General features: G+C 69.0%; 16 protein-coding genes. 3 read left to right on the top strand and 13 right to left on the bottom strand.

From position 1 onward, the window contains the following. Positions 1–2: 2 nt before the first annotated feature. Positions 3–809, bottom strand: coding sequence for an SDR family NAD(P)-dependent oxidoreductase (locus AC07N1_RS10915; RefSeq protein WP_494671826.1), 807 nt, complete (start codon positions 807–809; stop codon positions 3–5). Positions 810–927: 118 nt separating this feature from the next. On the opposite strand from AC07N1_RS10915, the gene AC07N1_RS10910 reads away from it, so the two are divergent. After that, positions 928–1,434, top strand: a complete 507-nt coding sequence (locus AC07N1_RS10910) for a winged helix-turn-helix transcriptional regulator (RefSeq protein WP_494671825.1) — start codon at positions 928–930, stop codon at positions 1,432–1,434. Between the two features lie 122 nt (positions 1,435–1,556). Here the strand turns inward: AC07N1_RS10910 and AC07N1_RS10905 are convergent, their stop codons facing one another. From AC07N1_RS10905 to AC07N1_RS10860, 10 genes are all read right to left on the bottom strand, one after another. Next, the gene (locus AC07N1_RS10905) at positions 1,557–2,711 is read right to left on the bottom strand and encodes an alpha/beta hydrolase family protein (RefSeq protein ID WP_494671824.1); all 1,155 of its coding nucleotides are present in this window, start codon (positions 2,709–2,711) and stop codon (positions 1,557–1,559) included. 165 nt (positions 2,712–2,876) lie between these two features. Beyond that, positions 2,877–5,162 carry a TonB-dependent receptor gene (locus AC07N1_RS10900; RefSeq protein WP_494671823.1) on the bottom strand — a complete coding sequence of 762 codons (2,286 nt, stop codon included), beginning with the start codon at positions 5,160–5,162 and terminating at the stop codon, positions 2,877–2,879. 227 nt (positions 5,163–5,389) lie between these two features. Beyond that, on the bottom strand, positions 5,390–5,824 hold the full coding sequence (locus tag AC07N1_RS10895) for a VOC family protein (RefSeq protein ID WP_494671822.1): 435 nt from the start codon (positions 5,822–5,824) through the stop codon (positions 5,390–5,392). Then, on the bottom strand, positions 5,824–7,068 hold the full coding sequence (locus AC07N1_RS10890; protein WP_494671821.1) for an MFS transporter: 1,245 nt from the start codon (positions 7,066–7,068) through the stop codon (positions 5,824–5,826). The genes AC07N1_RS10895 and AC07N1_RS10890 overlap by 1 nt, the downstream gene beginning before the upstream one ends. A 42-nt stretch (positions 7,069–7,110) precedes the next feature. Then, a complete protein-coding gene (locus AC07N1_RS10885) occupies positions 7,111–8,181 on the bottom strand; it encodes a VOC family protein (RefSeq protein WP_494671820.1) in 1,071 nt (356 codons plus the stop codon). 232 nt (positions 8,182–8,413) lie between these two features. After that, positions 8,414–8,731: a putative quinol monooxygenase gene (locus tag AC07N1_RS10880; RefSeq protein WP_494671916.1), complete on the bottom strand. Its 318-nt coding sequence runs from the start codon at positions 8,729–8,731 to the stop codon at positions 8,414–8,416. Between the two features lie 5 nt (positions 8,732–8,736). Further along, positions 8,737–9,675 (bottom strand): NAD-dependent epimerase/dehydratase family protein, encoded by a 939-nt coding sequence (locus tag AC07N1_RS10875; RefSeq protein WP_494671819.1) that lies wholly within the window; start codon positions 9,673–9,675, stop codon positions 8,737–8,739. A 7-nt stretch (positions 9,676–9,682) separates the two neighbouring features. Continuing rightward, positions 9,683–10,699 (bottom strand): SMP-30/gluconolactonase/LRE family protein, encoded by a 1,017-nt coding sequence (locus AC07N1_RS10870; RefSeq protein ID WP_494671818.1) that lies wholly within the window; start codon positions 10,697–10,699, stop codon positions 9,683–9,685. A gap of 101 nt (positions 10,700–10,800) precedes the next feature. Continuing rightward, positions 10,801–11,757 carry a LysR family transcriptional regulator gene (locus AC07N1_RS10865; RefSeq protein ID WP_494671817.1) on the bottom strand — a complete coding sequence of 319 codons (957 nt, stop codon included), beginning with the start codon at positions 11,755–11,757 and terminating at the stop codon, positions 10,801–10,803. After that, on the bottom strand, positions 11,757–11,909 hold the full coding sequence (locus AC07N1_RS10860; RefSeq protein ID WP_494671816.1) for a hypothetical protein: 153 nt from the start codon (positions 11,907–11,909) through the stop codon (positions 11,757–11,759). The genes AC07N1_RS10865 and AC07N1_RS10860 overlap by 1 nt, the downstream gene beginning before the upstream one ends. Positions 11,910–12,148: 239 nt before the next feature. On the opposite strand from AC07N1_RS10860, the gene AC07N1_RS10855 reads away from it, so the two are divergent. Continuing rightward, entirely contained in the window at positions 12,149–13,684 is a 1,536-nt protein-coding gene (locus tag AC07N1_RS10855) for a hypothetical protein (RefSeq protein ID WP_494671815.1), read from the top strand. 219 nt (positions 13,685–13,903) lie between these two features. Then, positions 13,904–16,126, top strand: a complete 2,223-nt coding sequence (locus AC07N1_RS10850; protein ID WP_494671814.1) for a TonB-dependent receptor — start codon at positions 13,904–13,906, stop codon at positions 16,124–16,126. Positions 16,127–16,171: 45 nt separating this feature from the next. Here the strand turns inward: AC07N1_RS10850 and AC07N1_RS10845 are convergent, their stop codons facing one another. After that, positions 16,172–17,506 (bottom strand): LLM class flavin-dependent oxidoreductase, encoded by a 1,335-nt coding sequence (locus AC07N1_RS10845; RefSeq protein ID WP_494671813.1) that lies wholly within the window; start codon positions 17,504–17,506, stop codon positions 16,172–16,174. An 85-nt stretch (positions 17,507–17,591) separates the two neighbouring features. Beyond that, entirely contained in the window at positions 17,592–18,488 is an 897-nt protein-coding gene (locus tag AC07N1_RS10840; protein ID WP_494671812.1) for a TauD/TfdA dioxygenase family protein, read from the bottom strand. Positions 18,489–18,723 lie beyond the last annotated feature (235 nt).

Raw genomic sequence — 18,723 nt, 5'->3', positions numbered from 1 at the left:
CCTTAGGCCCAGAGGCTCTGGAGGCGTTCGAAGCCGGGCACGTGGATGGCCGTGCCGCCGTCGACGACGAGGTTGTGGCCGGTGACGTAGCGGGCCTCGTCGGAGGCCAGGAAGGCGACGGCGGCGGCGATGTCGCGCGCCTCGCCCAGGTACGGGGTCAGGGTCTCGGCCGCGACGGCCTGGCGGTGGCTGTCGGGGATGTGGGCGGCCACGGCCGGCGTCAGGGTCAGGCCCGGCGAGACGGCGTTGCAGCGGATGCCCCTGCGGCCGTGTGAGGCCGCGATCGAGCGGGTCAGCTGCAGCACGGCGGCCTTGGAGGCCCCGTAGGCGACCTGGACGATGTTGCCCTGCAGGCCAAGGTTCGAGGCGGTGTTGACGATCGACCCGCCGCCGGCCGCGACCATGTGCGGGATCACGGCCTTGCACATCAGGGCCGTGCCGCGGACGTTGACCAGCAGCGCTCGCGTCCAGACCTCGGTAGAGGTCGTCTCGACGTCGCCGTCGAAGCCGGGGCTCATCTCGGGGGCCAGGTCGGCGGCGTTGTTGTGCAGGATGTCGATGCGGCCGAAGGCGGCCAGCGCGCCCTCGACCAGGGCGATCCCGTCGGCCTCGACGCCCAGGTCGGCCTGGAAGGCGATCGCCTCGCCGCCGGCCTCGCGCACGGCCTGAGCGGTGGCCTCGGCTGCCGCGAGCCGCAGGTCGGCGACGGCGACGCGCGCGCCGCGCTCGGCCAGCAGCAGCGCGGTGGCCAGGCCGATGCCGCCGCCCGCGCCGGTGATGATGGCGGTCTTGTCCGCAAGGGAGCCCAAGGCTTGCCTCCTCCTCTGATCGAGCCCGTCTGCGCGAGCGTCGAAGGAGGGATAGGGCGAGGCGTTTTTCGCCGTAAGACGGCACATTATTGTTCCCATCCTCGGGAGGATTCGCCGCATGGACGCCCAACAGCCGCCGCGCGCCCTGGACGCCGTCCAGGCCGAGATCGGCCGTATCCTGAAGGTCGATTTCAAGGGCGAGGCCCTGGCCCAGGCGATCCGGCCGCTGGCCGAGCTGGCGGCCGACCAGGCCCGCAACGGCGGCGACCGCAGCGATCCCATGCGCGAGGTGTTCGCCCGGGTCGGCGACCGCTGGAGCCTGCTGCTGCTGCTGATCCTGCGCGGCGGGACCTTCCGCCACGCGACGCTGCGGCGGCTGGTGGGCGTGCTGTCGTGGGAGGGGGCGATCTCTCAGCGCATGCTGACCCTGCGCCTGCGCAGCCTGGAACGCGACGGCCTGATCGGCCGCACCATCACCCCGACCGTGCCGCCCCGCGTGGACTACGCGATCACGCCGCTGGGCGAAGGGCTGCTGGCCGAGGTCGAGCGGCTGATGGACTGGGTGCGCGCCCACAACGCGGCGATCCGCGCGGCGCGGGCGAGGTTTGATGAGATGGGGGAGTAGCGCCTACGGCGCCCCCTCAGTCGCTCCGCGACAGCTCCCCCAGAGGGGGAGCATCTTCGCGGCGTAGATCCTCCCCCTCTGGGGGAGGTGGCCCGGAGGGCCGGAGGGGGGCGCGAAGCGCTCTACTTCATCCCCCCGAACGTCTCGGCCACCCAGTCGGCGATCCAGTCGCGGGCGTTGGCGACGTTGTCGAGGCTGGAGTGCTCGACGCCCTGTTCGCGGGCGCCGAAGATCTTCAGCTCGCGCTTGGGGCTGGCGGTCAGTTGGTCGTAGCTCTGGTGGGCGTAGTCCAGCGGGATCTGGCGGTCGTTCTCGCCGTGGGTGACGAGGAACGGCACGGCGATCTTCTCCATCACCCCGTTCAGGGTGACCTTCTCGGCGATGGCCATGAAGTCGTCGATCGTCTCGCCGCCCCAGACCCAGCGCACGTGCTCCCAGTAGTGCGGCACGGGCATGTCGCCCTCGCGGGCCAGGCGGCGCTTCTGCATCTCGCCCCAATTGTGATTGGCGCCCCAGACGACGCCCAGCGCGAACCTGGGCTCGAAGGCCACCGCGCGCGGGGCGTAGTAGCCGCCGAGCGAGACGCCGTGCATGCCGATCCGCTTGGGGTCGACCTCGGGAACCGTCTCCAGCCAGTCGACCACCCTGGAGGCCCAGCGCTCGGTGTCGAACACGGCCTTCAGGTCGTGCAGGCGCAGGGCCTCGCCCGTGCCCGGCTGGTCGATGATCAGCGAGGAGACGCCGCGCGCGGCCAGGGCGTCGGGCTCGCGGTTGAGGAACAGGAGCTCCTTGACGCTGTCGAGGCCGTTGACCTGCACCAGGCACGGCGCGGGGCCGTCGACGCCTTGCGCCTGGACGAACAGCCCCGCGATGACGCCGCCCTCGTAGGGGATCTCGACCCGGCGACAGTTCTGCCGACCGTGCTCGCAGCCCAGCGAAAAGGCTTCCAGCGCGCGGGCGTAGGTGGCGACGCGGCGCACCGAGCCGCGGCTCTGCATGCGCTCGGCGGTGAAGTAGTAGAGGGCCGCGCGCAGCAGTTTGGGACCCGCAGACAGCCGGCGGCCGGCCGCCAGGTCCTCGTGCGCCAGGTCCCATAGGGTGTCGGCCATCGCCGCCCAGCTTTCCATGAACTCGACCGTACCGGCGTCCTCGCCGCGCGTGGCCGCCTCGCGGATGGGACGGCACATGGCGTCGACCTCGCCCACCTGGCCGCCGGACTCCAGGGCGATGCAGACCGACAGGTTCCAGACGTAGTTGCCGGGGAAGTACTCGAACATCCTGAGGATCTCCTGGTGGGGTCCAGCGGTCTTAAGGGGGCGCGCGGAAACGGAAAAAGCGCTTGTGCCCATGGCCGCCATCGGCGGCGCCGATAGCTGCCGCGCCAAAGAAAAAGGGACGCGCCGCCCCCACGCGACGCGCCCCGCAAGTTCGATCGAGAGCGATCAGTACTTGGCCGACAGCCGCACGCCCCAGGTGCGCGGGGCGCGCAGGACGCTGTAGGAAATTCCCGTGGTGAAGGGCTGGAGGTAGGCGTCGGTGAAGACGGCCTCGTTGCCGACGTTGTGGACGTAGGCGGCCAGCGACCACTTGCCGCCGGGCGCGGCGTAGGTGACGTCGAGGTCGTGCATCCAGTAGGACGGCTGGCGCTCGTTGGGCACGTAGTCGATCGCCAGCCAGTAGGCCGCCGACCAGGTGGTGTGGGCCGAGGGCGTGATCGAGCCGCCGTTGGGCAGGTCGAAGCGGTGCTCGTAGCCCAGGTTGACCAGCCATTCGGGCGTGCGCGGCATGCGCTTGCCCGAACAGTCCAGCGTGTAGTCGCCCGAGGTCTGGGTGGTGGTGGCGCAGCTGGTGATCGCCGCCGGCAGCGAGGCCGAGCGGGTGTAGCTGAACTCCTTATAGGTCGCGTGCAGGTACTGGACGTTGGCAGTCAGCAGGTCGCGAGCGGTCAGCTTGAACTGGGTGTCCAGATCGACGCCGTAGATCTCGGCCTTGCCGGAGTTCTCGGTGATGTTGGTGAAACCGGCGGGCGGATTGACGATCGGGCCCAGGTGGCTTTCCTGGTGGTCCTTGTAGTCCCAGTAGAAGACCTCGGCGTTGACCTGCAGGCGGCGATCCAGGAACCGGTTCTTGGAGCCCAGGGCGTAGGCCGTCAGCTTCTCGGGCTCGTAGGTGTTGGGCGCCAGGGCGGCCCAGAAGCCGCCGGCCTTGGTGGCCGTGCTGACCGAGCCGTAGAGCAGCGAGTCCCTGGCGACATCGTATTCGAAGCCCAGCTTCCAGTCGGTCGAGCGCCAGGTCTTGTCGCCGGCCACCGGGAAGATGCAGGTGTCGGTCGCCGTGGTGTCGCCCTCGTAGACATAGGTCGTCGAGAACGTGCCCTGGTTGGTCGCCGAGCAGTAGGTGGAATTGGCGACGCTGGAGCTGGACACCCCGCCCACCGCCAGCGTGCCGTGCTGGGTCTTGGTCTCTTGCGTGTAGCGCAGGCCGGCGGTCAGGCGGAAGGCGTCGGTGACGCTGTAGGTCCCTTGGCCGAAGGCGGCGTAGGAGGCGTTAGTCAGGCTGTCGAGCACGACGCGGTTCTTGTTGAAGGCGCCCTGGTTGACCGTAAAGTCGGTGCGCTGGTCTTCCTTGTAGGCGTAGAGACCGGTCACCCACTTCAGCTTGCCCGCCTCGCCCGACAGCCGGGCTTCCAGCGAGCGCTGGATCTGGTGGTCGTTGGGCGAGAAGTAGAAGCCGGGGCGATAGGTGACGTAGTCGGCGTCCTGGCGGGTCTGGTTGGCGATCACCGTCAGGTCGGCGAAGCCCAGACGCCAGTTCAGCTCGCCGCCGAAGGCGTAGAACTTGTTGTTCACATAGCCGTCAGAGCCGATCGAGGCGATCAGGGCCGAGGGCGGGCCGGTGTTGGACAGCAGGTAGGCGTTGGCCGCCGCCGTGCTGGGGCCGGTCCAGGGATTGTCGGGATCGACCAGCGGCACGGGCACGGCGCCCGGCCCCTTGCCGCCGATCTGGGCGTAGCTGGCGCCCAGCAGCAGCGAGACGTCGTCGGTCGGCGCCCACAGGCCCTTCACGCGGACCGCATCGACATTGGCGTCGTCGTAGCCATCCGACAGGTAGCCGTCGCGGCGCACGCTCTGACCGGCGATGCGCAGGGCGAAGGTGTCGCTGACCGGCACGTTCAGATAGGCGTCGGCGCGGCGCAGGTTGTAGTCGCCGACCTCGAGCGAGCCGCCGGCCCCGAAGTCGAACTTCGGCTTGGCGGTGATGATGTTGACGGCGCCGCCGGTGGCGTTGCGGCCGTAGAGGGTGCCTTGCGGGCCTTTCAGCACCTCTACCCGCTCCAGGTCGTAGAACACCCCCTCGGTGGCCGGCAGGCGGCCGATGTAGACGCCGTCCACGTTGAAGGCCACGGCCGGGTCGGCGTACATGTTGGTGCCGTAGGTGCCGGCCCCGCGGATGTAGATCTGGGTCGAGGGGCCGCCCTGGCTGATCTGGATGCCGGGGGCCACGCGGTTGAGGTCCTGGGCCTGGACGACGGAGGCGCGCTCCAGCTGCTCGGCCCCGAGCGCTGTGACGTTCAGCGCCGCCTTCTGGATGGTCTCGTTCTTGTGCTGGGCGGTGACGACCACCTCGCCCAATTCCACCGTGTCGGCGGACTTCTGGTCCTGAGCCATGGCCGCGCCGGCGCTCAGCGCGGCGAGCATGGCGACCGACGTCAGCAAGCTGACTCGCATCTGCATTCCCCTCGTTTCCTGGCGGCCGACGCCCGCGTCTGACGCGCGGTGCGAAACGGCCGATCCCTTTGTCAGCAAAGGCTACGTCGCACGGCGTTCGGCGACAAAACGTTGCTTCGGATAGTCGCCATCGGCGCGGCGGATGAGCGTCGCGCGCGGGCGAACGCGCCGACGCCCGCCGAGCCCTGCGGGGCCGGCGGGCGTCGAAACCAACGGTAGGCGACGGTCTAGAGGCTGCCGGCCTCGCCTTGCGGGATCGGCCCGTCCACGAACTCGATCAGGTTGCCCGCCAGGTCGCGGATGAAGCAGGCCGAGCCGTGCGGCATGACCTTGACCCAGACGATGTCGGCCCCGCGCCGCTTCAGCTCCTCGGACAGGGCCATCACGTCCTGGGCGACGAAGGCCACGTGCTTGTTGCCGTGGGTGTGGACGTCGCGGTCGGGGATGCGGCGCTCCTCGGGCAGGGGCGCGGCGCCCGGCACCTCGAAGAGTTCGATCCGCAGGTCGCCATTGGCGATCATCGCCACCTGGGCCGGGATGGTCGGGATCGGGAACTTCCGCTCCAGCTTGAAGCCGAGGATGCGGTCGTACCAGTCGATCGCGGCGTCGAGGTCGGGGACGCTGACCCCGCCATGGTGGAACCCGTACTTGAACTGGCTCATCAGAGGCTAACCCGAGCGATCGATTGCGGCTTGCCGCCCTTGACGGCCAGCATGGCGACCAGGGTCAGGACGGCGGCGACGAGACTGGCCGCCCCGATCACCTGGAAGGTCGGCAGGATGCCGCCCACCGACTTGCCGATCAGCGGCACGAGGAGGCCGCAGACAAACTGCCCCAGGGCGAAGGTCGATTGCCACACGCCCATGCCGCGCGCTCGCACAGCGAACGGAAGGCCTCGCGTGGCCCAGGTCAGCATGGTCGGCAGGATCATGCCGCCGCCGATCTGGTTGAGGGCCGAGGCGGCGACGAACGTGGTCTCGTTGGTGGCGTGCGACATCAGGATGAAGCCGACGCCCAGCAGGGCGAACTCCAGCAGCATCAGGCCCCGCAGCGGCAGGCGCGGCGACAGGATCCAGAACGACAGGGTGCCCAGCGGCACGGCCAGGCTGGCGATGGCGGTCAGCAGGCCGATGCGGGCCGGATCCTTCACGCCCAGCGCGAAGAGCGCCGTGCTGAGCTGGATCTGCACGGTGTAGAACATGGTGGCGGCGAACAGGGTGACGGCGCAGACGCCGAGCATGAACTTCCACGGGAAGCCCGCCCAGCTGAGCGACGGGCGCCGGGCCTCCTCGCCCTCCCCTTCGCCGGCGGCCTCCTGCTGCGAGGGCTCCCAGGTGAAGGCGATCACGCCGACCATCAGCACCAGCGGGAACAGATAGACCAGGAACGGCCCGTGCCAGCCGAAGCGGCCGGCCGCGCCGCCGATCATCAGGAACAGCACCGCCGACACCGAGGCCGTGCCCGCCTGGGCGGCCAGCCAGCGGTCGCGGGTCTCGCCGCGAAAGAGGTCGGCGATCAGGGTGGTCGACAGGGTCATGACCACGGCCTCCATGATCCCCACCACCACGCGGGTGGCCAGGATCGCCCAGAGGTCGCGCAGGAAGAACGGCGCGACGCCGAAGGCGGCGTAGATCGCCATCGACCAGATCAGCAGCCGCCGGCGGCCCACCGAGTCGCCCAGCATCCCCGCCAGCGGCGAGAACAGGGCGATGCACAGCGAGGGCATGGTGACCACCATCGGGGCCAGGAACTCGATGCCCGGCACATGGGCGAAGGCCTGCATCAGCTGCGGGATGATCGGCGCCACCAGGAGCGCCCCCATCACCGAAAGCGTCACGGGCAGCAGCAGGCTGAGGCCCTGTACGGGCCCGGCCCGCCGGGCGGCTGGGGCGGAAGACGTGGTCAACTGGAATTCCCTCGCTATGTCGTTCTTCTGGCCGGCACGTCGTTAGATCGCGTGCTCGTCTTCCTCAGTTAGCGTGTCGAGCTTGTCCGGAAGATTTCCGTTTTTGTCGCCGCCGTCCGCACTGCGCCTGAACGGCTCGAGCGATCGACGGTCGGGGTCGAACTGCATGTCCCAGGCGACCTCGCCCTCCCAGAAGCTGGGGGTGCGGGTGGCCCACAGCAGCGAGCCGAACTTCCAGTCCCAGACGCGCGGAACCCAGTTGTCGTCTAGGTAATCGGTGTCGACGTGGTACTCGGCCTCGCCGCCGCCGGGATTGTCGAAATAGTAGTAGATGGCCGACGAGATGCGGTGGCGCGACAGGCCGCCGGAACTGTTCTGGCTGGTGTTGGTCCAGCCCTTCTGCTGCATCTGGTTGACGCCCAGCATCAGCTCGTCGATGTCCTCGATGCCGAAGGCGATGTGCATGAAGCCAGGATCGTCGGGGGCCACCGGCAGGGCCGTCGAGACGAAGAAGATGCTGTGGTGCTCGTGGGTCCCGTCGGCGCGGGCGAAGGCCCCGGCCCCGCGCGAGTGGTCGGTGTAGCGAAAGCCCAGCCGCTCGATGAAGAACTCCAGGCTGGCGACGTAGTCGTGCACGAAGAAGACCACGTGGTTGATGGTCTTGGGCAGGCAGCGCCGGCGCCATTTGCGGTGCAGATTGAGGCGCTGGATGTTCCCCGGCGCGTTGACCGGGTCGGGCTGCGAGACGACCTGGCGCTTGTTCCAGACCTTCAGGCCGATCGGCATGCCGTCGTCGCAGAAGAGGTGGGCCGCGCCGTCGGCGTCGAAGCTGATCTCGCGGTCGCGCGACAGGTCGGCGACCAGGGCGTCGAAGGACTCCTGGGTATCGACGCCCCAGATGGTCTCCTGCATGCCGACCTTGCCGGCATAGGTCGCCGGCGAGCGCGGATCGCCGCGGCGGCGGACCACGATCTTCGAGCCGCTGGCCACCTCGAACACGCTCTGGTCCTGGCTCAGCGACACCGGCGTCAGGCCGAAATCGGTCCAGAACCGCGTACAGAGCTCCAGATCGTCCACGCCGAAGATCGCGCTCTCGACACCCAGAATCGCCATGCCCTACTCCGTGAACGGCTCCGGGCGCGGCGCTCCCGCGCCCTGCCGCCCTCCCCGCTGGTCCTCGTTCTCCCCGCCAGCAGACCACCCGCCGCCAAGCCCGAGAAATCCATTGTTCGGATTGGAGGTATCGCGCGCGTCGGGGCCTCGGGACGCGTGGTCGCCGGGACAAGAAAAAGGCCTGCTCCGTCGCCGGAAGCAGGCCAGTCCGGGGGATGCGGAACTGTTGCGCTCAGCCGCCGAACAGCCCGCCTTCCAGCGCGACCTCGAGCGGCGCCAGGGCGGTCACCGTGATCGGCCAGGCCAGCAGCGGGACGATGTCGCGGCGGTAGTCGGCGAAGTAGCCGGCGGCGCGATGGGCCTCCAGCGCCGCCTGGTCGTCATAGACCTCGTGCAGCAGGAAGCCGGTCTCGGTGCGGAAGAGGTCATAGCGGCGGCAGCCCGGCTCGACGCGGGTGAAGCCGACCATGCGCCGCAGCACGGTCTCGACCGCGGCTTCCTGGCCGGGCAGAGGCGCGAAGGCGGCCTGGATCGCGATGCGGGCCTCCATCGGGCTCACGACGCGCCGATTCCGCGCAGGGCGGCGGCGACGAAGGCGTCAGTGGATCCGTCGTGGGCGAAGCCGGCCGCCTGGGCGGCGGCGGCGGTCAGCGGCGGCAGGCGGCCGAACTGGGCCTCCAGCGGCGCGTCGGGAGCGTAGGTCACCAGCGCCGGATCGGCCCCGGTGCGGGCGACGATGGCGTCGACCATCTCGCCGAACACCAGGCGCAGGGCCGGCAAGGTCACCGCCCGGGAGGTCGGCATGGTCGCGCCGTCCAGGCCGGCGGCGTGGACGAGGTTGGCCGCGCAGCGCTCGACCGACATCGCCCAGATCGTCGCTTCGCGCGACACCGGAACCGTGAACGGCTGTCCCGCCGCCAGGGCGTGGAACACCTCGCTCATGAAGGCCGACTTCATGCCGCTGGGGCCGAGCGGTCGGGCCAGGATCCCCGGCAGCCGCACGCTGACCGCGTCGAGCGTCCCGCGCCGGGTGAGGTCGGCCAGGGCGATCTCGACCATCAGCTTGTGGGCGCCGTAGGTCATGGCAGGCGACAGCGGAGTATCGTCGTCGACGTGGTCGGGCAAGGGCGCGCCGAACACGGCGATGGTGCTGGTGAAGACCACGCGCGGCGCATTGCCATGGGCCGCCACGGCCTCGATCAGGTCGAGCGTGGCGTCGAGATTGATCCGCCGCGACAGCGCCGGATCCTGCTCGGCCGTGCCGCCCATGACCCCGGCCAGGTGGAAGAGGACGTCCGCCCCCTGCCCCGTCGCCCGCGCCCGGATGGACGGGTCGGAAAGGTCGCCCTCGACCAGATCGACGTCGGGTCCGGCCAGGTCAGCCGGCAGGCGCGCGTCGAGCAGGACGAGACGGTCGAAACGGCCCTGGGCCCGAAGTTGCCTGACGAGTTCCTGGCCGACGAAGCCGCCGGCCCCGGTGATGATCGCTCTCATGCCGTCCTCACCAGTAGACCAGCGGCTGGCCCGCGACCGGGCTGCGGAAGAACGGGATGGTCGAGCCGCGCAGGGATCCCAGATAGACCGTCTTCAGGTCGTGACCGCCGAAGGTCAGGCTGGCCATCCAGGGAGCCAGGGTCCCGGTCGCGCCGGCCATCAGCTCTGGCGTCACCCGCCCCTCCTCCCAGGCCTTGTCGAGCGCCGCCGTGCCCGCCGGGTCGCCGTCGTCCAGCAGGGTGACGAGGTCGCCCTCCGGCGTGATGGCGATCAGGCGGTCGGCCATGATCAGGGTGCTCCAGAGATTGCCGTAGGCGTCGAAGGCGACGCCGTCGCAGAAGCCGCCGACATTGCTGGGGCCGAAGGTCTCGCGATGGCTCAGTTCGCCGTCGGCCTCGACCTTGAAGCGGGTGATCTTCCGCGCCGTGGTCTCGGCGACATAGAGCCATTCCTCCTTCGGATCGAAGCGCAGCTCGTTGGTCCCGCACAGGCCGTCGGCGACGATGCGCACGCCGCGCTCGTCGATCAGGGCGATGTAGCCGTCGGTGCTCATGGTCTCGACGTGGCGGGTCCAGGGCACCATCTGGGTCGTCACCGTCAGCCACAGCCGGCCCTTGCTGTCGCGGGTGACGAAGTTGGCCTTGCCCAGCGGCCGGCCCTCGATGTTGTCGAGGATGACGCTGCTCCTGCCGTCGCGGGTCATGCGCTCCAGGCGGTCGGTCCCGAAGTTGGCGATCAGGAAGTCGCCGTTGGTGTCGAAGGCCAGGCCGTTGGGCAGCGAGCCCTGGGTGTTGACGAAGCGATCCTCGAACGAGCCGCCGCCCAGCTCTTCCGGCTGCGCCTGGGAGACGATGGTCTGGCCGCCGTCCTTGTCGATGCGGACCACCCCGCCCCGGGCGTCGGCCGACCACAGGGTTCCGTCGCGTTCGGCCAGGATGCACTCGGGCCGTTGCAGGTCCTGGCCGACGAAGCCGATGGCGGCGCGATCGACGCGCCAGTCGCGAAGAGGGTTGTCGGGACGCAAGGCGAACTCCTGAAGCTTGGGCGCGAGGCCGCGGACGGCGCGAGCATAGGCGCACCGTCTGGGACGGCTCGGCGTTTGTACGGATAGGTCCTATCGACGGCTCAGGCGCCGGCGATCTCGCTCTCGACCGGCTGCACGACCGGACGCTCCAGCGACGGGTGGCCGGCGTGGCGCTTGAGCTGATCGATCAGCCAGCGCAGGGCCAGGTCCTGGCTGCTGGACCGGTGCCACTGGATCGACTGGCGGATGGGCGGGATGTCGACCGGCGACTCGTGGATCACCAGAGGCAGGTGCTTGGCGGCCTGCTCGGCCAGGCGCCGCTGCACGGTGGCGATGCGGTTGGTGCCGATCACCAGGCCCGGCACGGCGGTGAACGACGGCGCGACGATCTCGATCCGGCGGCGCACCTGCTGGGTCTGGAGGAAGTATTCCTCGAAGGCCGGCAGGCGGGCCTTGCCGAACTGCACCGACACGTGGCCCAGGCCGAAATAGAGCGTGCGGTCCAGCTTGTCCTTGATCTCGGTGTTGCCGTTCCAGGCGACCACCACATAGTCGTCCTCGAAGAACCGGGCCTTGGGATGGTTCTCGCTCAAGGCGTGGTCGAGGGTGATCAGGAGATCGATCTCGCGACGCTCGAGATGCTCGCCCGGCCGGTCGTCGAGCTGGACGAGCTCGACGGTGATGTCAGGCGCCAGTTGCGAGATGGACTGCAAGGCCCCCGACAGCATCACCGCCAGGGCGTAGTCCGAGGCCGTGACCGTGAACTTGCGGTCGGAGGTGGCCGGATCGAAGCTCGGCTTGGTGGTGATGGTCGACTTGATCTGCAGCAGCACGCCGCGCACCGGCTCGGCCAGGGCCTCGCCGCGCGGGGTCAGCACCATCTTGCGGCCGGTGTTGACCAGCAGTTCGTCCTCGAAGAAGTCGCGCAGGCGGCCCAGCGCACCGCTCATCGCCGACTGCGAGAGGCACAGGCGCTCGGCCGCGGCCGAGACGTTGCGCTCGTCCAGCAGGGCGTCCAGGGCCACGAGAAGGTTGAGATCGAGCCGCTCGAAACGCATCAGGCCGCCTCGTCGTCGCTGAGCTCGAAACGCACCGGCACGAACCAGTGGTCGTAGGCGATCGGATAGATCATCGCGGAAACGGACGCGGTGTCCGTCGCGGGAACCGGCGCGGCCAGCAGGGCCAGGGCGCGCCAGAAGAACTGCGCCATCATTGTATCCTCCCTAAGCCGGTCTGACGCCAGCTTTGGTATCGACGCTATCGATACCCCCTCCATCGCCCAAATCGAAAGAACGGATTTCAGCTATCGATGCGGCCGATACCCTTTGCCGCGCCGTAACAGCGATCAGCCGCGCGGCGGCGAGCTATCGGCCAAATGGCTTTGCCCGCGCCCGCTCCCTTCGCACAGGTTCGCCGCAGCCTGACAACGACAAGAGGGGAAACACCAGGATGGCTTCCGCTTCGCTCGCCCGCTTTCCGCGTGCGCTGACCCATGTTCTGCTGGCCGGGGCGGCCCTGCTGGCGATCTCGACGGCGCCCGTCGCGGCGCTGGCGAGGATCGACGCCCCGCCCGCCGCACAGCTGACCGCCGACGACTACAGACTGCTGCATCCGGGGGTCTATACCGACCGCGAGGCCACGCTGGTCGCCAGGTACTTCGCCGACAACCAGGCCCTGAAGGATCGCGGTCCGATCGACGTCAAGGCGCTGGTCGCCGGGACCCTGCCCAAGGACACGCCGGGCCTGGGCCCCGTGATCAAGGTCAGCGAGGACTGGGTCCGCTACAACAACAAGAAGTACGATCCCGACAGCCCACTGCGCAACGACGCGGCCTATGCGCGCTCGCTGGGCTACGAGGACATCCTGGCCTATCCGACCTTCGGCGCGCACGACGACAGCTACATGGCGCCGTGGCCGCCCGGAGCGCGCGACAAGCTGCTGGTCAGCGAGCTGAACCACAGCGTCACCAACCTGGCCCCGATCTATCCGGGCGACACGCTGTATCTCGTGATGAACGAGCGGACGGTGCTGGACCTGACGCCGCCGCAGGGCTCGATCACCCGCAACATCGTCATCCAGACCAAGGGCGAGGTCTTCAACCAGAAGGGCGTCAAGGTCAGCGACGTGATCTTCCGCGTCACCGAGAACGTGAAAGTGGCCAAGCCCGGCAAGGAGCCGAAGGACCGCTCGTTCCCGGTGATCTGGCAGGCCCCGGACTGGTTCAGGCGGCCGGCCCACGTCTACACCGACCAGGACTGGGCCTTCATCAAGGACGTCTGGTCCAGGGAGACCCGCCGGGGCGCCGAGCCGCTGTACTGGGACGACGTCAAGGTGGGCGACAAGCCGGCCTGGACGCTGGACGGGCCGATCGAGGTGTCGGTCGCGCCGATCCCGCCTTGGGGCATGGGCGCGGGCGGCAGCCGCACCCTCAAGCGCGAGATCATGGATCCCAAGCTCGCCAAGGGCCTGATCCGGGGCGAGAAGGACGGCATCTGGCGCCTGCCGAGCCGCGCCGACTACGTGCCCGTCCCGCCGCCCAGCCCGGTGATCCCCGGCGCGCCGACGCTTGACGGGGGCATCGACACCACCAACATCCACAAGGAAGGCGCCAAGCGCGCGCCGCTGGTCAACTATCTGGGCCGGGACTTGGCCATCCGGACGCTGACCAACTGGGCCGGCGACCGAGCGTGGCTGGAGAACATCCGCTGGACCATCATGGACCCGCGCGGCATGGCCGATGTCGGCGACCCCGTCCCCTCCGACCCGCTGGCCGAGCACTTTCTGGACCGCGTGCCGTCGATGAAGGGCCGTTACGTCAACACCCACGGCCTGACCCAGGACGTGGCGATCGTGAAGTCCGAAGTGGTCGGCAAGTACGTCAAGGACGGCAAGCCGATGGTCGACCTCGTCTGGTGGGTCGAGACCATCGACGGCTACATCTTCGAGGAAGGCATGGCGACCTATCGGCTGACCTTGAAACCCTGATCGGGCTTTCCAGTACAACGATTAGCGGCGGCGGTCCCTGGCGGGGCCGCCGCCGTCTTCGTTTGGCCCCGCCGATAGCAGGTATCCTCCCCACGGCTTTCACAGAACGCCGTGCGTCGAGTTAGCGTCGCCGCAGGCTCGCCATGCCGCCCCTCGGACAGGCTGGACCGAAGCCCAAGGAGCGCCGGAGCGACGGCGCCATCGGGAGGAACAATCGAAATGCGACCCTGCACCGGCCAGGGGCGAGCGCTGCTGCTCGCCTCGACGACCGCCCTCGCCCTCATGTCGGCCAGCCCGCTGATGGCCCAGACTTCCCAGAAGGCCAAGCCGGCCGACGAACAGCCCGTCCAGCTGGACGACATCATCGTCACGGCCGAACGCTCGGAGGTCGCCATCCAGGACGCGCCGCTGGCGGTCTCGGCCATCGGCGCGGCGGACCTGCAAAAACGCCAGATCAACAGCATCGAGGCCCTGGCCTCGTCGATCCCCAACGTCAGTTTCGGCCGGGCCGTCGGCATCGCCCGCATCGCCATCCGGGGCGTGGGCCTGGACACCACCACGCCGGGCAGCGAGGGGCGTGTCGCCTACCACCTGGACGGGGTCTATCTCAGCCGCCCGACCATCGCGCTGGGCACCTTCTTCGACGTGGCGCGGGTGGAGGTGGTGCGCGGGCCGCAGGGCACGCTTTACGGCCGCAACGCCACCGGCGGGGCGGTGAACGTCATCACCCAGGATCCGGAGAAGGACTTCGGCGGCTACGCCCGCGTGGCGCTCGGCAGTTACAATCTGGTGCGGGCCGAGGGCGCGGTCAGCGCGCCGCTGAGCGACGCCGTCAGCCTTAGGCTGGCCGTACAGAAGGTCGACCGCGACGGCTACGGCCGCAACATCCACACCGGCAACGACGTCGACGACGAGCACACCGCCGCGGCGCGGGTGAAGCTGCTGATCGAGCCCAGCGACGACTTCAGGAACGTGGCCTCGCTCGACTACTACACGGCCGACGACGCCAACTATCACTACCACTACCTGGCCCAGGGCAATCCGACGCTGGCGCCGCTGGCCTTCCGCCTGGGTGGCACGACAGCGCCCAACGCCCGCGACACCAACAACGACACCGACACCCATAACCGCCGCAAGGTCTGGGGCTTCGGCAACCAGCTGGACTGGACGCTGGGGCCGGCGACCCTGTCGTCGGTGACCGGATATCGCGAGAGCAAGACCCAGTTCCTCAGCGACGCCGACAACACCACCCTGCTGCTGGCCAACCTCTACAACCGCGAGATCTCCAGCCAGCTGAGCCAGGAGCTGCGGCTGTCGGGCAAGGGCGAGCGGTTCGACTGGCTGGTCGGCGCCTACTACTTCTCCGAAGACATCAACGGCGTGAACGGCTTCTCGCCGATGTCGCGGGCCCTGGTCGGCGGGGCGATGACGCCGGCGATCGGCGCGGCCTTCGGCGGGCTGCAGAAGACGACCTCCTACGCCGCCTTCGGCCAGGCGACCTGGCGGGCGAGCGACAGGCTGTCGCTGATCGTCGGCCTGCGCTGGAGCAAGGACCGCAAGGCGCTGGACGAATATTCGGTGGTCAATCTGGTCACGGACTATCCGGGCCTGCCGCCCAACCAGTTCCCCACGCCGACCAAGCTGCAGCGCAATTCGTGGTCGTCGCTGACGCCGCGGGTGACGCTGGAATACGCCTTCACCCCGGACGTGAAGGCCTATGCGACCTATGCCGAGGGCTTCAAGGGCGGCGGCTATTCGGTCGGCAGCGTCGCCAGCCCCTACCAGCCCGAGAAGCTGAAGGACTACGAGGCGGGCCTGAAGGCCGAGTGGTTCGACCGCCGCCTGCGCACCAACCTGTCGGCCTTCTTCTACGACTACAGCAACCTGCAGGTTCAGAAGGTGCTGGCCACCGGCACCTTCTTCGAGAACGCGGCCAAGGCGGAGATCCGCGGGATCGAGCTGGAGTCGAGCCTGCTGGCGACGCAGAACCTGCGCATCGACCTGAACGGCGCGCTGCTGCATTCGGAATATACGCAGTTCCAAACCTCGGATCCGTCGCGCAGCTATCTCGGCGTCCTAGACCTGTCGGGCAACCGCATCGCCCAGGCCCCGCCCTATTCGGCGACCCTGGCGGTGCAGTACGGCCTGCCCACGGGCCTCGGCGACTGGACCTTCCGGGCGGAGTCGATCTGGGTCGGCAAGGTCTATTTCAACCAGTTCAACCGCGACGTCCTCTCGCAGGACGCCCACAACAAGCTGAACGCCTTCGTCACCTGGACCCGTCCGGCCGGCGACTGGACGGTGACCGCCTACGGCCGCAACCTCACCGACGAGACCCTGATCGCAACGGCCGTGACCAGCAATCCGCTGCTGACCACGCCGGTGTTGGGCACCTTCGAGCCGCCGCGCACCTTCGGCGTCGAGATCGGCTACCGCTTCTGACGAGTTGCCGGGAGGGGCGGATGGTCCCTCCCGGCTTTCGCCTCGCTATTCGGCGGCCGCCAGCGTGGCGGCGTAGCGGTTGGCCGGAACGTCGATGCTCAGGCTCTCGCGGAAGGTCGTCCCTTCGTATTCGGTGCGGAACAGGCCGCGCGCCTGGAGGATCGGCACGACCAGTTCGACGAAGGCCTCCAGCTGGCCCGGCAGGCTTTCGAACAGCACGAAGCCGTCGGAGGCGCGGCCCTCGAACCAGGTCTGGAGGCTGTCGGCGACGTGTTCGGGCGCGCCGACGAAATGGCCGCGCGGCGTGGCGAAGCGCAGGGCCGTCTCGCGCAGGGTGAGGTTGTCGGCCTTCACGGCGGCGACGATGCGGGCGACCGAGCTCTGGTTGGAATTGGCCCCGAACTCGGCGGCCTCCAGCGGGAACGGGCCGTCGGGATCGTGCCGGCTGAAGTCGTACTCGTTGAACGGCCGGGCCAGCATGGACAGGGCGTTGTCGAGCGAAACCAGCTCGGTCAGCTCCTTGTAGAGCGCCTCGGCCTCCTCCGCCGTCTTGCCGACCACCGGGCGGGCGGCGGGCAGGACGTGCAACTGGTCGGGATCGCGGCCGTAGCCGGCGGCGCGGGCCTTGATGTCCTTGTAATAGGCCTGGGCGGCGTCGAGGTCCTCGTGCGAGACGAAGATGGCGTCGGCGCGCCTGGCGGCGAAGGCCTTGCCGTCCTCCGATGCGCCGGCCTGGAAGATCACCGGCTGGCCCTGGGGCGAGCGGCTGATGTTCAGCGGGCCCTTCACCGAGAAGAACTCGCCCTTGTGGTCGAGGGTATGGAGCTTCTTGGGATCGAAGAACTCGCCGCCGGCCTTGTCGAAGGTCAGGGCGTCGTCTTCCCAGCTGTCCCACAGGCCCTGGACGACGTCGAGATACTCGCCGGCAAGGCGGTAGCGGACGTCGTGGGCGTAGTGCTTCTCGCGGCTGTAGTTGGCGGCGCTGCCTTCGAGCCAGGAGGTGACGACGTTCCAGCCGGCGCGGCCGCCGCTGATGTGGTCGAGCGACGAGAACTGGCGGGCGACGTTGAACGGCTCGCTGTAGCTGACCGTCAGGGTGCCCACGAGGCCGATGTTGTCGGTGGCGCCGGCCAGGGCCGACAGGATGGTCAGCGGCTCGAAGCGGTTAAGATAGTGCGGGCTCGACTTCTCGGTGATGTAGACGCTGTCGGCGACGAACAGGAAGTCGAACTTGCCGGCCTCGGCGACCTGGGCCTGGCGCTTGTAGAACGAGAAGTCGGTGCTGGCGCCGGGGTGGGCGTCCGGGTGACGCCAGTCGCCCCAGCCGGGGCCGACCCCGTGCAGGATGAAACCGAGCTTGAGTTGACGGGGCTGGGACATCGGGGCCGTTCCGTTGGCTGAAAGTAACGGAACTGCTTACGAAGCCCCCTCCTCGCGATCCAACGAGATGGTCTCAAGCCCCTGATCAGGCTTGGAAATATGGGACGTCGCCCTCGATCGTCACACGCTCGACGACGCGCTCCACCGGCCAGTAGTCGAGCACGGCGTAGTGCTGGGTGGCGCGGTTGTCCCAGAAGACGATGGCGTTCTCGCTCCAGCGGAAGCGGACCTGGTATTCGGGCGCCTTCACCCGGTCGAGCAGCTCGGCCAGCAGGGCGGCGGCCTCGTCCTCGGGCAGGCCCAGGATCCGCGTCGTGAAGACCTTGTTGACGAAGAGATGCGCCTGGCCGGTCTCGGGATGGGTGCGCACCACCGGATGGGTTTGGGGCGGATAGGCCGCGCGCAGCTCCTGCCGCTTGGCCTCGTCGATGCGGTAGCCGTAGCTCTGCAGGATGTCGTGCTCGGCCTGCAGGCCGGCCAGCCTGTCCTTCAGCGGCTGCGGCAGGTCGGCGTAGATGGCGGCGGTGTCGGCGAACAGGGTGTCGCCGCCCGCCGGCGGCAGGGTGCGGGCGCGCAGCACCCCGCCCATCGACGGCGCGGGACGGAAGGTGACGTCGGTGTGCCACTTGTTGGCCGCCCGCACGATCGGGACGATGGCCTCGCGCAGCTTCATGCCGTCGGCCGCCTCGATGTGCAGGATCTCGGGAAAGCCCGGCACGTGGGCGGTGACCGGATGGCCCTCCAGGTCGCCGAAATAGCGGCCGAAGCGGACATGGTCCTCGTGGCTGATGTCCTGGTCGCGGAAGAACACCACCTTGTGGCGCAGCAGGGCCGCGCGGATCGCCGCGACGATCTCGGGCTCCAGCGGCCTGGTCAGGTCGAGCCCGGAAATCTCGGCGCCCAGCACCGTCCCGGCGGGGGTGACCGTCAGGCCGGCATAGTCGGGCTCGCTCCCGGCGGCGATCGGGGTCAAGGCGTTCATGGCGTCCTCCCACGGACATCGCCGCTTCGAGAACGACGTTATCCTACTGTAGGCATGGGAATTGGCAGAGCTCAAGTGCGGGGCGGCGCGGACCCCCTCCGGCCGCCCAAGACCCTCCCCCTGAAGGGGGAGGATCTGGAGCAGCGAACCTCCCCCTGTGGGGGAGGCGGCCGAAGGCCGGTGGGGGGACGGTTTCAGCTTTCGAGACATCGGCCTGTTTCGCAATCACTCCCCC

This window comes from Caulobacter sp. GW821-FHT09B11 (assembly GCF_059418205.1).
Note: the sequence above shows the minus strand (reverse complement) of the source record. Positions and strands in the feature narration are given on the sequence as shown.

What these genes read in the sequence shown, in the direction of transcription:
- AC07N1_RS10895 (WP_494671822.1), bottom strand. Translation starts at nt 5,824, where the DNA reads ATGAGCCAGTTCAAGTACGGGTTCCACCATGGCGGGGTCAGCGTCCCC.
- AC07N1_RS10855 (WP_494671815.1), top strand. Translation starts at nt 12,149, where the DNA reads ATGGCTTCCGCTTCGCTCGCCCGCTTTCCGCGTGCGCTGACCCATGTT.
- AC07N1_RS10860 (WP_494671816.1), bottom strand. Translation starts at nt 11,909, where the DNA reads ATGGCGCAGTTCTTCTGGCGCGCCCTGGCCCTGCTGGCCGCGCCGGTT.
- AC07N1_RS10845 (WP_494671813.1), bottom strand. Translation starts at nt 17,506, where the DNA reads ATGTCCCAGCCCCGTCAACTCAAGCTCGGTTTCATCCTGCACGGGGTC.
- AC07N1_RS10900 (WP_494671823.1), bottom strand. Translation starts at nt 5,162, where the DNA reads ATGCGAGTCAGCTTGCTGACGTCGGTCGCCATGCTCGCCGCGCTGAGC.
- AC07N1_RS10840 (WP_494671812.1), bottom strand. Translation starts at nt 18,488, where the DNA reads ATGAACGCCTTGACCCCGATCGCCGCCGGGAGCGAGCCCGACTATGCC.
- AC07N1_RS10885 (WP_494671820.1), bottom strand. Translation starts at nt 8,181, where the DNA reads ATGGCGATTCTGGGTGTCGAGAGCGCGATCTTCGGCGTGGACGATCTG.
- AC07N1_RS10875 (WP_494671819.1), bottom strand. Translation starts at nt 9,675, where the DNA reads ATGAGAGCGATCATCACCGGGGCCGGCGGCTTCGTCGGCCAGGAACTC.
- AC07N1_RS10910 (WP_494671825.1), top strand. Translation starts at nt 928, where the DNA reads ATGGACGCCCAACAGCCGCCGCGCGCCCTGGACGCCGTCCAGGCCGAG.
- AC07N1_RS10865 (WP_494671817.1), bottom strand. Translation starts at nt 11,757, where the DNA reads ATGCGTTTCGAGCGGCTCGATCTCAACCTTCTCGTGGCCCTGGACGCC.
- AC07N1_RS10880 (WP_494671916.1), bottom strand. Translation starts at nt 8,731, where the DNA reads ATGGAGGCCCGCATCGCGATCCAGGCCGCCTTCGCGCCTCTGCCCGGC.
- AC07N1_RS10850 (WP_494671814.1), top strand. Translation starts at nt 13,904, where the DNA reads ATGCGACCCTGCACCGGCCAGGGGCGAGCGCTGCTGCTCGCCTCGACG.
- AC07N1_RS10905 (WP_494671824.1), bottom strand. Translation starts at nt 2,711, where the DNA reads ATGTTCGAGTACTTCCCCGGCAACTACGTCTGGAACCTGTCGGTCTGC.